This is a genomic window from Bradyrhizobium sp. S69, from assembly GCF_009766005.1.
In the GTDB taxonomy this organism is placed as follows: Bacteria; Pseudomonadota; Alphaproteobacteria; order Rhizobiales; family Xanthobacteraceae; genus Bradyrhizobium.
In genome coordinates this window covers 323,329-339,611 of sequence record NZ_LMUK01000041.1, presented here as the reverse complement: position 1 = coordinate 339,611, position 16,283 = coordinate 323,329, and the positions used below count along the sequence as shown (strand labels likewise).

The following is a 16,283-nucleotide window of genomic DNA, read 5'->3' as shown; positions in this document are numbered from 1 at the left end:
ATCACCGTCGGCCGCCGCCGATTTGCCCCCAGTTCTTCCGGAGCGTCAATCGGTCATGCCCGCCGTCACCGGCCGATTAGCGGTCATTGTTGTTCCGCGGCCACAGGTGGTCGCCGATTTTTACAACGGTGAAACCGGCCCCGGCGCAATCAGGACATCCTCGCGGGCAACGTTTGCCGGCGCCTTGCAGAGATCGCCCTCCAGCCGCACGCCGCCGCCGGCCACCAGCCTGAGCGCGTCGGGATAGATGCGGTGCTCGACGGCGAGGATCCTTGCTGCCAGCGTCTCCGGCGTATCGTCGTCGGCAACCGGGACCGCGCCCTGCATCACGATCGGGCCGGCATCGGTTTCCGGAATGACAAAATGCACGGTGGCGCCGGAAATCTTGACGCCCGCGCGCAGCGCCTGGGCCTGCGGTTCGAGCCCCGGAAACGACGGCAGCAGCGATGGATGGATGTTGAGCATGCGGCCGTACCAGCGCTGCACGAATTCGGCCGTCAGCAGCCGCATGAAGCCGGCGAGGCAGATCAGTTCGACCTTGTGCTGGTCGAGTGCTGTTTGCAGCGCGGCCTCGAAAGCGGCGCGGTCCTTGCCAAAACGCTTGCTCTCGATGGTGAGCGTCGGCACGCCGCTTTGACTTGCCGTGACCAGACCGGGCGCATCGGGCTGGTTGGAAATCACCATGGCGATCTCGGCGGGAAAATCCGAAAGCTTGGCCGCATCGATCAGCGCGGCCATGTTCGATCCGCGCCCGGAAATCAGGATCGCGACACGGCGTTTCATGATGTGAGATCGAGATGACCGTTATAGACCACGCGATGCTCGCCTTCAGCCGCGATGACTTCGCCGAGCAGCGCAACGGTCTCGCCGCTTTGCGTGAGCACATCGGTCACGGCGTCGATCGCATCCGGCTTGACGATGGCGATCATGCCGATGCCGCAGTTGAAGGTGCGCAGCAGTTCCAGCTCAGTGATGCCGCCCTGCTCCGCCAGCCATTTGAACACCGGCAGCACCGGCAAACGCTCCAGGTCGATGCCGACGCCGAGATGCTTTGGCAGCACGCGCGGAATGTTGTCGGTAAAGCCGCCGCCGGTGATATGGGCCAGTCCCTTGACCGCGCCGGTCTCGCGGATCGCGCGCAGGCACGATTTGACATAGAGCCTGGTCGGCGTCAGCAGCGCGCCGCCGAGCGTCATGACCGGCGAAAACGGCGCCGGCGCTTCAAAACCGAGGCCGGTGCGCTCGACGATCTTGCGCACCAGCGAAAACCCGTTGGAATGGACGCCCGAGGAGGCCAGTCCGATCACCGCGTCGCCGATCGCGATATCGGGCCGCGGCAGCAGCGTGCCGCGTTCGGCCGCCCCGACCGCAAAACCGCCGAGGTCGTAATCGCCATCCTTGTAGAGGCCGGGCATTTCGGCGGTCTCGCCGCCGATCAGCGCGCAGCCGGATTCCCGGCAGCCTTCCGCGATGCCGGCGACGATCGCCGCGGTGGCTTGCGGATCGAGCTTGCCGCAGGCGAAATAATCCAGAAAGAACAGCGGTTCGGCACCCTGAACCACGAGATCGTTGACCGACATCGCCACCAGATCGATGCCGATGCCGCCATGCAGGCCGGTCTCGATCGCGATCTTGAGCTTGGTCCCGACCCCATCGGTGGCGGCGACCAGCACCGGATCGACAAAGCCCGCGGCCTTGAGATCGAACAGGCCGCCAAAGCCGCCGATCTCGGCATCGGCGCCGGGACGCGCTGTGGCCCGCACCATCGGCTTGATCAGATCGACCAGACGATTGCCGGCATCGATGTCGACGCCCGAATCCGCGTAAGTGAGGCCGTTTTTGCGCTCGTTCATGCCCGATTCCAGATGATGGCGGCTGGTTACGTCGGAATCCGCCGGCGTGCAATGGCTCGCAAGCGGCCCTCGCCTATACGATGTAGATACAACCAGTTAGCTCACTAAAGCGAGAATTTAGTAAGCGTGACTGAGACTTACCGGCTGTTCTCAACCAAAACGTTTCACCTGAAAAATACCTCGGGGCTTCGTTTCGGCCATCATTTTGCTAGCTGGCCGCCACGGTAATGATCGGCTTCACGATTCGAAACGAATTGCGCCCGTGTTTGGCCCAAAGCCCGTCAACTCAAAGCGGCATCTTCCGCAGTTTTCATCCACATTTTTGAAGAACGGTGCATAGCGGCGAGCTTTGCCTATCCGCGGAGTCACGCGTTGTGCCAACTTCGATTCGTCGGTGCGGAAACGACGAAAGACCGGAGATCTGACCTCCGGCCCTTCTGATCCAGCACCTGACTGGCAGGGGCCGGGCCCAGAGGCGTAAGCGCTCCTGGGCCCACTGTCATTGTGCATGCCGCGTACGGTCATGCAACGTGTCCGTCTGTGAAGCTCGGGGACAACCCGCCGGCGTGAACCGATCTGACACTTGACGAAATCGGCGCGCGGCTCGCATCAGTCAAGAAACTTACCGTCGGCAGAACCTCGGTCTGGCAGTTTTACGATCGACACCACATCACGTTTAAAAAAAACACTGCACGCCGCCGAACAGGATCGGCCTGATGTCGCCGCTGCGCGCGCGGAACTGAAAGCCGAGCAATCGTCTTTACGGGCGAAACGGCTGGTTTTTATTGATGAGACGTCGGTGACGACCAAAATGGCTCGCCATTCCGGTCGCTGTCCGCGAGGCGAGCGGCTCGTTGCGAGTGTACCGCACGGTCACTGGAAAACCTTGACGTTCATCGCGGCGTTGCGCGTCGACAGCCTGACAGCACCCTACGTCATTGGTCTCGCTTGCGGCGACCGCGCATCTTTCCTACAAAGATGTTTTCGACACCCATAAAGCACTTTTCGAAACGGTGTACCCATGGGCAGGGCAGGACCGAGCGCCGATGGCCCCCCGATAAAGCTGTCAGCAAAGGCCCCGTCCTGTTCGCGCATCCGGGCGAAAGGACATTATCATGCGCTTTCGTCGATCGCTTTTTCACCCGATCACATGCCAAAACTTGCCAATATGGTAGCGCCTTGGAGGTAATCCATGATCTGCCCGAAGTGCGTGGGGCGCGGTATTTTAGTAACGCCAGGTCGCTGCCCAGTTTGTAATGGTACCGGATACCGGAAAATTTCACATGAGGGCGGCTGGGAGAGCAATCCCTCCTATACCTACCATACAAATATTAGATGCACGTCTTGCATTACAACTGGTCCGACATGGGAGACAGAGGCAGGCTGCCCTACTTGTCAACGAACAGGGCAAGTTCACGCCATACCGATCGATGCCACCTGTCCCTGTTGCAATGGTCGCAAAATTATTGCTGTTCCAGCTTCCGGATTCTACCCCAGCGGAATGCCAAAAATTCAAGAGAAAACCTGCCCGCAATGCGGAGGGAAGGGTTCCGTCCCTGGCGTCCGCTACGAACCCGATTTTAGCTAGATTGGATATCTCGGCCGAGAAAGACAACGGCAATCCTCCTGGCCATAGGGAAGCCACGGAAAAGGACTTCGACCGGTGATCACTCGACTGCGCCGCTGGTAGGAGGGGAAACCCTTTGCGAATACGCCCGGCAGCGGTTTCTTTCTGTTGAATCACTATCAACGACATTGGACGTCTCGCGCATCGCACGCCGTCTGGGATTATTTTAAAGCTCACCACCAATGGATTATAGGTCTGGCGATCGCAATCGTGTTGGCTGTGGTTATGAAAAAGGTGCGATGACCCTACGCCACCATCCAAATGGGGACGACCTCGCGGGGCAAGTATTATTCATGAAGCGGAACCTCGATCTCATCAGGCAGATGATGCTTGCTCTTGAGGAAGACCCAGACCTTAATGGCCGTAGCCGTTTGAACGGCCACGCAAGCCAGTTGGTCCCATTGCCCGACCACGACGAAGATGTGCTGGCCTATAATCTAATGATGATCCTCGACGAGGGGTGGCTCGATGGCGAATATGGCATGACGTCCGGAACATTCACTGTCACGCGCCTAACAGCCGATGGACACGATTTTATCGATTCCACCCGAAGTCCCGATGTTTGGGAAAAAGCGAAGTCGATTGCTACGACAGCCGGCGGCCAGACTCTGAGGTTCGTCTCGGAAGCAGCGAAAGGCATCATACGCGCCGAAATTGCGCGAAAGCTCGGACCATTCATGCCGTAACGCTCCCGCCGACGCGCTTGGCGGCGTCGGTGCGTTATCACCGGCGGTGGTTCGGGTGGCCGCCGCTTGTGGACGCTACTGGTCCCCGATAGATTGCACGGTGTAGCGCGGTAGCCAGAAACGCGCCTGCGCGAGGGGTAGGGAATTTTGGAACCCTACCGGTGGGGTGGCACCCTGCCTGAGGTGGAGGTTAAACCCACCAGCTAAGCATCGTGACCGTACATCGTCATGTAGCAATCAGCCCAATAAGCTATACACAGGTGGTCCCGCTAGATTACCCACCCCCCAGGGGCCGCCCCGATTGATTGCGGGGCTGCGGGCGCGTAACTGTCGTTCATCGAAAGGACGCGCCATGGCCGCAAAGCAAGCCGAAGTAGTAGATTTCCCGAAAGCCGCCGCGCCGGTTCGGAAACTATCGTCGACCGAGAAGATCTGGGGCAAGCTGGTCTGTGGGCACGGTTATGCCGGGATCCCGTCTATCCTGCTGAAGGCCCAAAGGCGCGTTGGCATCACGCCGATGCAGATGAACATCATCATCCAGTTGCTCGATTACTGGCACGAACCGACACGGCGCCCGTTCCCGACCAAGCGCGATCTCTCGAAGCGGATCGGCGTGGCCGAGAAAACAATTCAGAACAACGTGCGAGAGCTGGAAAAGGCGGGGCTTATCGAGCGCGAAATCCGCAAGACTGCGGCTGGCGACTACAACAGCAACGTCTATCACCTCGATGGCTTGGTCGCGAAGATCAAGGCGCTCGAGCCAGAGTTTACAGAGGAACGGGAAAAACGGCGCAAGATGAAAAAGGATCTTGAGACGCCGGCCGGACTTCGCAAGGCTTAGAAGGGGCGGATCTTCCCGCAAAGATCGACCCGCCCTTTCTGATGCCGCTCTTCGGTCCAACGAAGATGCGGTCCCCGCTGCGGCCCCCTCCACCAGGGCCGATACCGGCACCCGTCCAAAGGGAACGGTAGACACTGCCCCGGGTCGCACCCGGGGCAGTGTCATTTTACATAGGCCATTTCTTTGCTTCCGGGAATAACGGTTCTTGAGAAGGCGCTAGGCCGCCATCACCGCCGGTTGATCGGCCTAGCGCCTTGGCGTGCTGCCCCTGCGCGCCCTGCTGGTGGCGCGGATCTCCGGGGCGCCGGATACCGAGCCGACCATGATCCGACGCTCCAGCGCCTGGCGCGCGGCCGCTGGCCGCGCGCCAGCGACGACAGGTGCAGCAACGCATTTTAAGACAGCTGGTGAATATCTCCGGCCGGGGTGCCGTACACCCGGGCGACCTTCATGACCTCGCAGGCGTGTTGCCGTCGATATCGAAGCGGTGGCGCACCTGCCGTCCGAAAGCGTAGCTCGACTTGATAGTCGAGCGCAGCGCCAGCAGCTTGAGTGCAAACGCGATGTTCTTCTCCACGCCCGGGACGCGGGTCAACCGTGCCCGCGGCTTGCGATCGATTTTGACTTTGGCCAGCTTCGCAAGAGTAACCGCTATATAGCGATCTATGTAATTGAATGAAACGTCGCGAAAGCCTTTGAACTGGCTTTCGGAAGAAACTATGTAGACGGGAACCGGCCGGGTCCGCAAAGGCTGGCAAAGGCCGGATCGATCACGAAATCAGGCCGCTAGCCGGGAAGCGCCGCGTTGAACATACCAAATATCATCACCTTGGGCCGCATTCTGGCGGTGCCCTTCATCGTCTGGGCGATCGCCTCCAACCAGATGGAAATCGCCTTTGCGATTTTCATCATCGCCGGCATCAGCGACGCCGTCGACGGCTTCCTCGCCAAGCGCTTCAATATGTCGAGCGAACTGGGCGCCCTGCTCGATCCGGTGGCAGACAAGGCACTGCTGGTGTCGATCTACATGGCGCTCGGAATTTGGGGTGCGATCCCACGCTGGATCGTGATCCTGGTGGTATCGCGCGACATCATGATCGTCGGCGCCGTGATCGTGTCATGGTTGTACGGCAAGCCGATCCCGATGAAGCCGCTGATGGTGTCGAAACTCAATACCGTCGCCCAGGTGGGATTCGCGGCCCTGGTGCTGGCATCACTCGGGTTCGGGTTCGATTCAGGGCCGTATGATCTGGTCCTGATGGCGCTGGTAACGATCTTTACATTGCTTTCCGTATCCTTCTATCTCGTCGAGTGGGCGCGGCACATGAGCACAATCGAAGCCAATTGAGCGCTTCGGTGTGTTAATTTCGCCGGGGTGACCCCCGGCATATTAATTGCCGGGGTGGACCCCGGCATGGAGTGACTGCGTGGCAGGCCGCGTTCAACCTCGTCAGCTTGCGTTCGCCCTGCCGCATGCCGAAAGCCTCGGCCGCGACAATTTTCTCGAGGGTCCGGCCAACGCCGCAGCCCTGGCCTTGATCGACGGCTGGCCCGACTGGCCGAACCGGGTGATGCTGCTGGTCGGGCCCGAAGGTTCCGGCAAGAGCCATCTCGCCGCGATCTGGGCCGAACAGGCCGGCGCCCGCTTGACCAGCGCGCACGCGTTGACCGTGGCCGAGGTTCCGGGCGCGTTGGCAACCGGGGCGCTGGTGGTCGAAGACCTCAAGCCACAGCAATTCGATGAGCGCGCGCTGTTCCATTTGCTGAACCTGACCCGCGAAGAACAGGCCTATGTTCTGATCACCGCGCGCGAACCGCCGTCGGCGCTTGCGGTCGAGCTGCGCGATCTGCGCTCCCGGCTGCGCGCGATACCGACGGTGTCGCTGCTGCCGCCGGACGATCAGTTGTTTCGGGCGCTGATCGTCAAGTTTTGCGCCGACCGCCAGATGCTGATCGATGAGGCCGTGGTGAGCTTCCTGGCGACCCGGATCGAGCGGTCCTTTGCCGCCGCGCGGCAGGCCGTCGAGCTATTGGACAGCGAAGCGCTGCGGCTGGGCCGGCCGGTGACCCGGGCGCTGGCCGCCGAATTGCTGCGCGATGCCGATCCGCAGGTCTGATCGTCAGGCTCGATGCCGGGTCCGTCCGGGCCGGTTCGCCTTGACGGCACCTGCGCCAGGAACGTCAATGTCATCGAAACGTCATCGCAGTAACACATGGTTTGTGCGCATTCGCCACAGGCCGGGCCGCCTCCGGTCTCGAGATGGATTGAATTCTGATGGAATCCGAACAAGCCATTGTAATCAAAGAAAAAGAACAGCCTCAACAGTCTGCTTCACCGATGGCCGACAGCCCTGAGCGCTTCATCAATCGCGAACTGTCCTGGCTCCATTTCAACCGGCGGGTCCTCGAGGAGTCGGTCAATTCCGGCCATCCCGCGCTGGAGCGGGTCAGGTTCCTGTCGATTTCCGCCAACAACCTTGATGAGTTCTTCATGGTCCGGGTTGCCGGCATCAAGGCCCAGGTCCGCGAAGGCATCACCGAGCGCAGCCCCGACGGCCTGACGCCCTCCGAGCAGCTGGTCCTGATCAACGACGCTGTCTCCAAGCTTGGCAGCGATCAGCAGGCGATCTGGCGCGATCTGCGCGTCATCCTCAAAGGTGTCGGCATCGTCCTGGTCGACGGCCGCGATGTCACCAAGACCGAGCGGAGCTGGATCGAGGACCATTTCCTCCACAACATTTTCCCGCTGCTGACGCCGCTGGCGATCGATCCGGCCCATCCCTTCCCGTTCATCCCGAGCCTCGGCTTTACCGTCGCGCTGCATCTGGCGCGGGTGTCCGACGGCAAGCCGATGAACGCGCTCATTCGTATGCCCGGCAAGATCGACCGCTTCATCCGGATACCCGCCGGCAAGGACGGCGCGGTGCGAGTGATCACGCTGGAAGAAGCCACCGGCCTGTTCATCGGCCGGCTATTCCCCGGCTACACCGTCAAGGGCCAGGGCGCGTTCCGCATCATCCGGGATTCCGAACTCGAAATCGAGGAAGAAGCCGAGGATCTGGTGCGGCTGTTCGAAACCGCGCTGAAGCGGCGGCGGCGCGGATCGGTGATCCGGCTCGAAATCGAAGCCAAGATGCCCGAGGAATTACGCGCCTTCGTGCAACATGCGCTGTCGACCGCCCCCGACGAGGTGCTGCTGGTCGATGGCGTGCTGGCGATGAACGAACTGTCGCAACTCACAAGGCTCGATCGCCCCGATCTCGAATTCGTGCCCTACGTGCCGCGCCATCCCGAGCGCGTGCGCGATCATGGCGGCGATATCTTCGCCGCGATCCGGCAGAAAGACCTGATCGTCCATCACCCTTACGAATCGTTCGATGTCGTCGTGCAGTTCCTGCAACAGGCGGCGCGCGATCCCGATGTCGTCGCCATTAAGCAGACGCTCTATCGTACCTCGAACAACTCACCGATCGTGCGCGCGCTGGCGGAGGCCGCCGAGGCCGGAAAATCAGTGACGGCGTTGATCGAACTCAAGGCGCGGTTCGACGAGGAAGCCAACATCCGCTGGGCGCGCGACCTGGAACGCGCCGGCGTGCAGGTGGTGTACGGATTCATCGAACTTAAAACCCACGCCAAGCTGTCGCTGATCGTGCGTCGCGAGGGCGGCAGCCTTACCACCTATGTCCACACCGGCACCGGCAATTATCATCCGGTGACCGCGCGGATCTACACTGACCTCTCCTACTTTACCTCCGACCCGATCATCGGACGCGACGCCGCGCGGGTCTTCAACTACATCACCGGTTACGCCGAGCCGAGCGACATCGAGAAGATGGCGGTATCGCCGCTGACCCTGCGCAAGCGCATGCTCGAGCATATTCGCGGCGAGACCAACTTCGCGCGCCACGGCAAGCCGGCGGCGATCTGGATGAAGATGAACTCGCTGGTCGACCCCGACATCATCGACGCGCTGTACGAGGCCTCGCAGGCCGGCGTGCCGATCGAATTGGTGGTACGCGGCATCTGCTGCCTGCGGCCGGGCATATCAGGGCTTTCGGAAAACATCCGCGTCAAATCGATCATCGGCCGTTTCCTGGAACATGGCCGGATTTATTGCTTCGGCATGGGACAGGGCCTGCCCGGTGCGAAAGCTGCTGTGTATATCTCGTCGGCCGACATGATGCCGCGCAACCTCGACCGCCGCGTCGAAGTGCTCTGTCCGCTGCAAAATCCCACGGTGCATCAGCAGGTTCTCGAACAGATCATGGTCGCCAATCTGAAGGACACCGAGCAAAGCTGGCAATTGTTGCCGGACGGGTCCTCAACGCGTATGAAGGCCGCGAAAGGCGAAGAGCCTTTCAATCTGCACAACTATTTCATGACGAATCCGAGTCTGTCTGGCCGTGGAAAGTCGCTCAAGGAATCTTCGCCGCGACGCCTCACGCGCCGCAACGAACGTCAGCAATCTTCATGAGGGGTTTCCAAGGTGAAGCGACCGCGTAAACGCGCGTCCAGCGTCGCGGTCATCGACATCGGCTCGAACTCGGTGCGTCTTGTCGTCTACGCATCGATCGCCCGCAGCCTCGTGACCGTCTTCAACGAGAAGGCCCTGTGCGGGCTGGGCCGCGAAGTCCAGAGCACCGGGCTGTTGGCGCCCGATGCGGTGGCCAAGGCGCTGACGTCGCTGCGGCGGTTTCGCGCGCTGTGCAGGGTGCAGCAGGTCGGTCGGGTTTTTGCGATCGCCACCGCCGCCTGCCGCGATGCCAGCAATGGCGCCGAATTCATCGCCAAGGCCGAACGTATTTGCGGCGTACCGATCGATATCCTGTCGGGACCGCGCGAGGCCAGGCTGTCGGCGCTTGGCGTGGTTTCAGGCATCCACAATCCCGACGGCATCGTCGGCGATCTCGGCGGCGGCTCGCTCGAACTGATCGATGTCCGCGGCAACCGCGCGCGCAGCGGCGTGACGCTGCCGCTGGGCAGCCTGGCGTTGCAGGATTCGTCGCATAAATCGCTCAAGCGCGCCGAGCGCATCGTCAGCGCCGATCTCGTCGGCGTAGCCCAGCTCAAGGCCGGCCGCGGCCGTACTTTCTACGCGGTCGGCGGCACCTGGCGTGCGCTGGCGCGCATCCACATCGTGCAAAGCGGCTATCCGTTGCGGGTGATGCACGGCTATTCGCTTCCGGCCGCGGAGGCGCTCGATTTCGCGCAGCGGCTGCGCCGCCTCGCATCGACCAACATGCTGGCCAATATCGAAGTCGTCGCCGACGCGCGGCGTCCGCTTTTGACCTATGCGGCACTGGTGCTCGAACACATCATCCGCGTCGCCAAGCCGAAGACCATCGTGTTCTCGACCTTCGGCGTGCGCGAAGGCCTGCTCTATGAAATGCTGCCGCAGGCCGAGCACGCCAAGGACGGATTGATCTGCGCCGCGCAGGACCTCAACCAATTGCTATCGCGCTCGGCGCGCCATGCCCAGGAACTGATCGGCTGGACCGATCGCTTGGTCAGGGTGACAAAGCTACGCGAAACCGAGGAGGAACGCCGCCTGCGCCACGCCGCCTGCCTGCTGTCGGACATCGGGTGGCGCGCGCATCCCGATCACCGCGGCGAGGAAACGCTCGGTCTCATCATCAACGGAAATTTCGGCTCGATCAGCCATCAGGGCCGGGTCTTCATCGCGCTGTCGGTGTTCTATCGCTATGCCGGCCTGAGCGAGGAAAACGAACCACCGGCGCTGATGCGCGCCTTGTTGCCGCCGGCGATGGTCGAGCGCGCGCGCATGCTCGGCGCAGCCTTCCGGGTCGCCCATCTGGTATCGGCGGCACGGCCGGGCGTGCTGCCGGCCACGCATTTTCGCAGCCACGACCGCAAGCTGATGCTGATGTTCGAACACCGGCTGGTCGATCTCGTCGCCGATCGCGTCGGCAGCCGCTTCAAGCAACTGGCGCGGCTGCTCGGCCGCTCGGGATCGATCGTGCGGCGCTGACCCGCCGAAATGTTCCAGCCCACGCGCTGAAATATATCGATAGCTCCCGGGTGCGGGCGTGGCTAATTTCGCGCGAAGCACATGATCGGAGAACGCGATGACCGACTACAGCGCATTATCGTTGGCTGAACTGGAAGATCGCATGGCCATAACCCGGGACAACATCCGGCAATTGATCGAGCAGGCCGCGGGCGCTTCGGGTGATCGCAACGAAGAGCGGATCGCGGAGCGGATCGAACAGCAAAACGCCGAACTCGAAGCGCTGGAAAAGGCGCGCGATGCGCTGACGGCGAGGCGCTAGACGATCCCGCCGCTAACGGTCGAGCGGCGGTGCCGCTTCGCTCGCGACCGAAAGCGCGGGCTTTTTGAGCTGGCGCAGCTTGCGCCGCCGCCAGATCGAGCCGACCACCAGCACGGTGATCGCGCCGAGGATCGAGCAGACATATTCGTCGATGTCGCCATTGAGCCGGATGTGCGGCGACCAATTGAAAATCGACGAGGTCGCATCGAGATTGAAGGCGATCTGGCCATCCAGCAGCCGTTGCAGGAACGGATGATCGGCCGGATCGGTCGCGATCACGTCGCCGGCGATCCAGCCCAGCAAGATCGCGCCGAGCCAGATCAGGATCGGAAACCGGTCGAGCACCAGCATGATCAGCGCGGCACCGGCGATGATCATCGGGATGCTGACGGCAAGACCAAGGATCAGTAGCGGAATTTCGCCATTGGCGGCGGCAGCCACCGCGATGACGTTGTCGAGGCTCATGACGATGTCGGCGATCACGACGATCTGAATCGCGTGCCACAGGCTGGTGCCCGCGGTGACGTCATCGCCTTCGTCTTCGGGCACCAGAAGCTTGGCCGCGATCACCAATAGCGCAAGGCCGCCGACCAGCTTCAGATAGGGCAGCACCAGCAGCCGCGCGACGATGCCGGTGAAGACGATCAGCAGGATCACCGCGATGCCGGCGCCGATCGTCATGCCCCAGACGCGTTGCCGGGGCGCCAGGCCACGGCACGCCATCGCGATCACAAGCGCGTTGTCGCCCGACAGCAGCACGTTGATCCAGATGATCTTGCCGACCGCCAGCCAGAATGTCGGTGTTTGCAGATCGACCTTGAATTGCGTCAGCACGGCGCCGACGCTGGCGGGGTCAAAGACCTGCAATAGTCCGTTCACAGCCCGCCCCTGTTGGCCCGACGGCCCTTGCGGCTGATGTCAGCCGAAGAGCGCGCCGGTGTCAGCGTGATCAGCCGACGATTTCGTTGCCCGAGAAAAACTGCGCGATTTCGATCGCGGCGGTCTCGGCGGCGTCCGAACCATGCACCGAGTTCTCGCCGATCGACTTCGCATGCAGCTTGCGGATGGTGCCGTCGGCCGCCTTCGAAGGATCGGTCGCGCCCATCACGTCGCGATGTTTCAGCACGGCGTTTTCACCCTCGAGCACCTGAACGACGACCGGCGCGGAAATCATGAAATCGACCAGTTCGCCGAAGAACGGCCGCGCCTTGTGGACGGCATAGAAGGTCCCGGCCTGTTCGCGGGTCATCCGAATGCGCTTCTGGGCCACGATGCGCAGGCCGGCCTTCTCGATCAGCGCGTTGATCGCGCCGGTCAAATTACGCTCGGTCGCGTCCGGCTTGATAATCGAAAAGGTGCGTTCAATCGCCATGATCTCGTCCTTGAAAACCGCTGGTGGGAGTTGCGGCGCTTATATCGGCGCCATCGCGGGACGGCAAGCGATCCGGCGAGCCCGTTGCTGCCCAAAATTACCGCGATTTCACCAAGGTGAACCCATTCTGAAACGCGCGTGCGGGTCCGGTTCATTTTGCCAGGCCTAACCTGCGATCAACCGAGCGCCTTCCACCCCCCCTTGCGGGATCAAGGCAAGGCGTCCGGGACCACGATCTCAGCGGCGCCGGTGGCGCCAAACCTTGAGGAGACAACCCATGTTACGCAAACTCTCGCTTGTTGCAGTTGCCGCGCTGTCGCTGGGCGCGGCCGCATTGGCGCCGACCTCCGCCTCGGCCTGGGGTGGCGGTGGCTGGCACGGTGGGTGGCATGGCGGCGGCGGCTGGCATCGCGGCTGGGGCGGCCCGCGCTTCTATGTCGGCGGCCCGGCCTATTACGGATCCGGCTACGGCGGCTGCTATGTCAGGCAACTGGTCCCGACGCCCTGGGGACCGCGCTGGCGCCTGATCAACCGCTGCTATTAACCTCGATCGACCGATCGAGCCGCCAAAGAGCCCCGGCCGCGCCAGCGCCGGGGCTCTTTTCTGTGGCGGGAACCAGCTATGCGTCTTTTGGCAAGCGGGCACGCAATGTTACGTGGACGTGAAACATTTTTGATCACTGCGACTTGATGCTGTGTCACCCAGCGGACATCTGGACGGAACCGATGATGAGCAGCCGAACCGACGACCCCAGCAAGACGCTCGATCGCGCCACCAGCAGATCGATTTGCGATGCTGTCGGCGAGCGGCTGCGACGTGACCTGCAGCCCGAGCCGCTGCAGCGATCCTCCCGCCTTGAAGATCTGATCGACCAATTGCGCCAGCGCGATCACGAAAGCCGCGCACGAAGCTAGCCGGCCGAAACCAGCCGGCAAGGTGACATTTCGCGCGATATTTTGCCGATAAACAGGTTGCGTTTGGTCTCGGCAGCGGTGACAAGGCCGCATGCTTTCAATCACCGACATATCGATCCGGATCGCCGGACGGCTCCTGATCGAGGATAGCTCCGTGCAGATCGTGCCCGGCGCCCGCGTCGGCTTTGTCGGCCGCAACGGCGTCGGCAAATCGACGCTGTTTCATGCGATCCGCGGCGAATTGCCGACCGAGACCGGCAGCATCGCCATCCCGCCCAGGTGGCGTGTCGGCAGTCTCGCGCAGGAAGCGCCCGACGGCCCGGAAAGCCTCATCAGCGTAGTGCTGAAGGCGGATCTGGAGCGCGCGGCCCTGCTGCACGAGGCCGAGACCGCGCACGATCCGGCGCGGATCGCCGACATCCAGACCCGGCTGGTCGATATCGACGCCCACTCCGCCCCTGCCCGCGCCGCCGCGATCCTGTCCGGCCTTGGATTTTCCACCGCCGATCAGGCGCGATCCTGCTCGGAATTCTCCGGTGGCTGGCGGATGCGGGTCGCACTTGCCGCGACGCTGTTCGCAGCACCCGACCTGCTGCTGCTCGACGAACCCACCAACTATCTCGATCTCGAGGGCACGCTGTGGCTGGAAGATCATCTGGCGAATTATCCGCGCACCGTGATCGTCATCAGCCATGACCGCGACCTGCTCGATACGTCGGTGGACCAGATCCTGCATCTCGATCGCGGCAAGCTGACGCTCTACAAGGGCAGCTATTCCTCGTTCGAGGAACAGCGCGCGACGCGCGAAATGCTCGATGCCAAGCACGCCAGGCGGCAGGCCGACGAGCGCAAGCGGCTGCAAGCCTTCGTCGACCGCTTCAAAGCCAAGGCCTCGAAGGCCCGCCAGGCCCAGTCCCGCGTCAAGATGCTGGAGCGGATGAAGCCGGTGACGGCGCTGGTGACGCAGGACGTGCGCGAAATCTCGTTTCCCACGCCGGAAAAGATGCTGTCGCCGCCGATCATCGCGGTCGATGACGTCTCGGTCGGCTACGATCCGAAAAAGCCGGTGCTCAATCGCGTCACGCTGCGCATCGATACCGACGACCGCATCGCCCTGCTCGGCTCCAACGGCAACGGCAAATCGACGCTGGTCAAACTGCTGGCGGGCAAGCTGCCGCCGTTCTCCGGCCACGTCACCCGCGCCGAAAAACTCTCGATCGGCTATTTCGCCCAGCACCAGGTCGATGAACTCAATCTCGACGGCTCGCCCTACGATCACGTCCGCAAGCTGATGCCGGATACCCCCGAGAGCAAGGTGCGCGCCCGTGTCGGCGCGATCGGCTTCTCCGGCAAAGCCGGCGACACCATCGTCAAGAGCCTGTCGGGCGGCGAAAAAGCCCGGCTGTTGCTCGGGCTTGCGACGTTCTTCGGCCCCAACATGATCATCCTCGACGAGCCGACCAACCATCTCGACATCGACAGCCGCGCGGCGCTGGCCGAGGCGATCAACGAATTCCCCGGCGCCGTGATCATGGTGTCGCATGATCGCTATCTGATCGAAGCCTGCGCCGATCAATTATGGGTGGTGGCCGACCACACCGTCACCGACTATGACGGCGACCTCGACGATTACCGGCGCATGGTGTTGTCGGCGCGCGGCATGCGCACCAATTCGCGCGACCGCGCCGGCAACGAGCGCGGCAACGGCCGCGACAAGCCGCAGCGCGCGAAATCCGAAAAACGCGTGCCGCTGAAGCAGAAGATTTCCGACGCCGAGGCCGAGATCGCCCGCATCAACGGCATCATCGCGAAAATCGACACCGCGCTGGCGCTGCCGGACCTGTTCAAGCGCGATCCGAAACAGGCCGCCCAGCTCAGCAAGGCGCGCGCGGGTGCGGCCAGCGCATTGCTGCGCGCCGAGGAAGAATGGCTGGTGGCAAGTTCGCAATACGACGAAGCGACGGGCTGAGCTGATTTAGAACTGCTCGAAAATCGTAGGGCGGGCAAAGCGAAGCGTGCCCACCAATCGCACGCACGACGAACGATGGTGGGCACGGCGCAAGTGCGCCTTTGCCCACTCTACGCACCGAGGCTGACTGAGAATGGCTCGAAAGCCGGGCTACGATAGCGACTACGTCGCCGCCGGTTTTTTCTTCTTCGGCTTCACCGGCTTCGGCTGCACCTCGGCCTGCGGCCCGCGCTCGATCGAGGTCAGCCGTCCGGCGGTGAACGTATAGATGCCGGCGCGCTGCCCTTGGGTATAGGTGATCACCGCCACCCGATCGCCGCGCCCATTGTTGGACAGATTGACGTTGCCGGGTGCGCCGATGCCGCGCACGACGTCGCATTCGGTGTGACCGAGCGCCACGGTACCTGTTGTCGAGGGCTGCGGCGGCGCACCGGCCGCGCCTTCGGTCAGAGCGTTGGACCCGGCCGGCGGCGCCATGCCCGCGCAATAGCCTTCCGTGCTGACCAGGTCGTCCGCCGTGACCGTCTTATTCGGGGTCAGCGGCGGGGTCTCGATCGAAACGCTGCGGATGCTCAACCGGCCGGTGCGCGAAAACCATTCCGCGTCCTTGGACAGAAGATCGGACGAAAACATATCGCCCGCGCCCGCGCAGCCCGCGACGAGCGGGGCGAGCAGAAGCAATACCAGCAGCGGCTTTCGATGAGCGTTGTCGTCTCGCACGATGAATTGA

Annotated in this window: 17 protein-coding genes; 11 read left to right on the top strand and 6 right to left on the bottom strand. The window is 62.5% G+C overall.

Translation table 11 applies throughout. The features are described 5' to 3' along the window. Positions 1-120 precede the first annotated feature (120 nt). Together purN and purM are read right to left on the bottom strand one after the other, a co-directional pair. Positions 121-783 (bottom strand): phosphoribosylglycinamide formyltransferase, encoded by a 663-nt coding sequence (gene purN / locus GSQ88_RS19075; RefSeq protein ID WP_159009266.1) that lies wholly within the window; start codon positions 781-783, stop codon positions 121-123. Further along, entirely contained in the window at positions 780-1,853 is a 1,074-nt protein-coding gene (gene purM / locus GSQ88_RS19070) for a phosphoribosylformylglycinamidine cyclo-ligase (RefSeq protein WP_159009265.1), read from the bottom strand. The genes purN and purM overlap by 4 nt, the downstream gene beginning before the upstream one ends. 583 nt (positions 1,854-2,436) lie before the next feature. Here purM and GSQ88_RS36205 point away from each other — a divergent pair. From GSQ88_RS36205 to GSQ88_RS19050, 3 genes are all read left to right on the top strand, one after another. Continuing rightward, the gene (locus GSQ88_RS36205; protein ID WP_502706745.1) at positions 2,437-2,850 is read left to right on the top strand and encodes a hypothetical protein; all 414 of its coding nucleotides are present in this window, start codon (positions 2,437-2,439) and stop codon (positions 2,848-2,850) included. Positions 2,851-3,773: 923 nt separating this feature from the next. Then, positions 3,774-4,166 carry a DUF2513 domain-containing protein gene (locus GSQ88_RS19055; protein ID WP_159009263.1) on the top strand — a complete coding sequence of 131 codons (393 nt, stop codon included), beginning with the start codon at positions 3,774-3,776 and terminating at the stop codon, positions 4,164-4,166. 301 nt (positions 4,167-4,467) lie between these two features. Then, positions 4,468-5,007, top strand: a complete 540-nt coding sequence (locus GSQ88_RS19050; protein ID WP_246784870.1) for a helix-turn-helix domain-containing protein — start codon at positions 4,468-4,470, stop codon at positions 5,005-5,007. Between the two features lie 448 nt (positions 5,008-5,455). Here GSQ88_RS19050 and GSQ88_RS19045 read toward each other — a convergent pair whose 3' ends face one another. Continuing rightward, positions 5,456-5,602 (bottom strand): hypothetical protein, encoded by a 147-nt coding sequence (locus tag GSQ88_RS19045; RefSeq protein WP_159009262.1) that lies wholly within the window; start codon positions 5,600-5,602, stop codon positions 5,456-5,458. Between the two features lie 210 nt (positions 5,603-5,812). Here GSQ88_RS19045 and GSQ88_RS19040 point away from each other — a divergent pair, with 210 nt between their 5' ends. From GSQ88_RS19040 to GSQ88_RS19020, 5 genes are all read left to right on the top strand, one after another. Continuing rightward, positions 5,813-6,355 carry a CDP-alcohol phosphatidyltransferase family protein gene (locus tag GSQ88_RS19040; protein ID WP_159009261.1) on the top strand — a complete coding sequence of 181 codons (543 nt, stop codon included), beginning with the start codon at positions 5,813-5,815 and terminating at the stop codon, positions 6,353-6,355. Positions 6,356-6,434: 79 nt separating this feature from the next. Beyond that, positions 6,435-7,124 carry a P-loop NTPase family protein gene (locus GSQ88_RS19035; RefSeq protein ID WP_159009260.1) on the top strand — a complete coding sequence of 230 codons (690 nt, stop codon included), beginning with the start codon at positions 6,435-6,437 and terminating at the stop codon, positions 7,122-7,124. Between the two features lie 158 nt (positions 7,125-7,282). After that, positions 7,283-9,481 carry an RNA degradosome polyphosphate kinase gene (locus GSQ88_RS19030; RefSeq protein WP_174248054.1) on the top strand — a complete coding sequence of 733 codons (2,199 nt, stop codon included), beginning with the start codon at positions 7,283-7,285 and terminating at the stop codon, positions 9,479-9,481. Between the two features lie 12 nt (positions 9,482-9,493). Further along, positions 9,494-10,996: an exopolyphosphatase gene (ppx, locus tag GSQ88_RS19025; RefSeq protein ID WP_159009259.1), complete on the top strand. Its 1,503-nt coding sequence runs from the start codon at positions 9,494-9,496 to the stop codon at positions 10,994-10,996. 97 nt (positions 10,997-11,093) lie between these two features. Next, on the top strand, positions 11,094-11,297 hold the full coding sequence (locus GSQ88_RS19020; RefSeq protein WP_159009258.1) for a hypothetical protein: 204 nt from the start codon (positions 11,094-11,096) through the stop codon (positions 11,295-11,297). 12 nt (positions 11,298-11,309) lie between these two features. Here the strand turns inward: GSQ88_RS19020 and GSQ88_RS19015 are convergent, their stop codons facing one another. After that, entirely contained in the window at positions 11,310-12,176 is an 867-nt protein-coding gene (locus GSQ88_RS19015; protein WP_159009257.1) for a TerC family protein, read from the bottom strand. A 70-nt stretch (positions 12,177-12,246) separates the two neighbouring features. Beyond that, positions 12,247-12,669 (bottom strand): nucleoside-diphosphate kinase, encoded by a 423-nt coding sequence (gene ndk, locus GSQ88_RS19010; protein WP_159009256.1) that lies wholly within the window; start codon positions 12,667-12,669, stop codon positions 12,247-12,249. Between the two features lie 277 nt (positions 12,670-12,946). Here ndk and GSQ88_RS19005 point away from each other — a divergent pair, with 277 nt between their 5' ends. The 3 genes from GSQ88_RS19005 to GSQ88_RS18995 all read left to right on the top strand — a co-directional run bounded on the left by GSQ88_RS19005 (position 12,947) and on the right by GSQ88_RS18995 (position 15,553). Next, entirely contained in the window at positions 12,947-13,213 is a 267-nt protein-coding gene (locus GSQ88_RS19005; RefSeq protein ID WP_159009255.1) for a sulfur globule protein precursor, read from the top strand. A 185-nt stretch (positions 13,214-13,398) separates the two neighbouring features. Further along, entirely contained in the window at positions 13,399-13,584 is a 186-nt protein-coding gene (locus GSQ88_RS35300) for a hypothetical protein (RefSeq protein WP_210253851.1), read from the top strand. A 91-nt stretch (positions 13,585-13,675) separates the two neighbouring features. After that, positions 13,676-15,553, top strand: coding sequence for an ABC-F family ATP-binding cassette domain-containing protein (locus GSQ88_RS18995; protein ID WP_159009253.1), 1,878 nt, complete (start codon positions 13,676-13,678; stop codon positions 15,551-15,553). Positions 15,554-15,715: 162 nt separating this feature from the next. Here the strand turns inward: GSQ88_RS18995 and GSQ88_RS18990 are convergent, their stop codons facing one another. Beyond that, positions 15,716-16,228, bottom strand: a complete 513-nt coding sequence (locus GSQ88_RS18990; protein ID WP_159009499.1) for a hypothetical protein — start codon at positions 16,226-16,228, stop codon at positions 15,716-15,718. Positions 16,229-16,283: the final 55 nt, after the last annotated feature.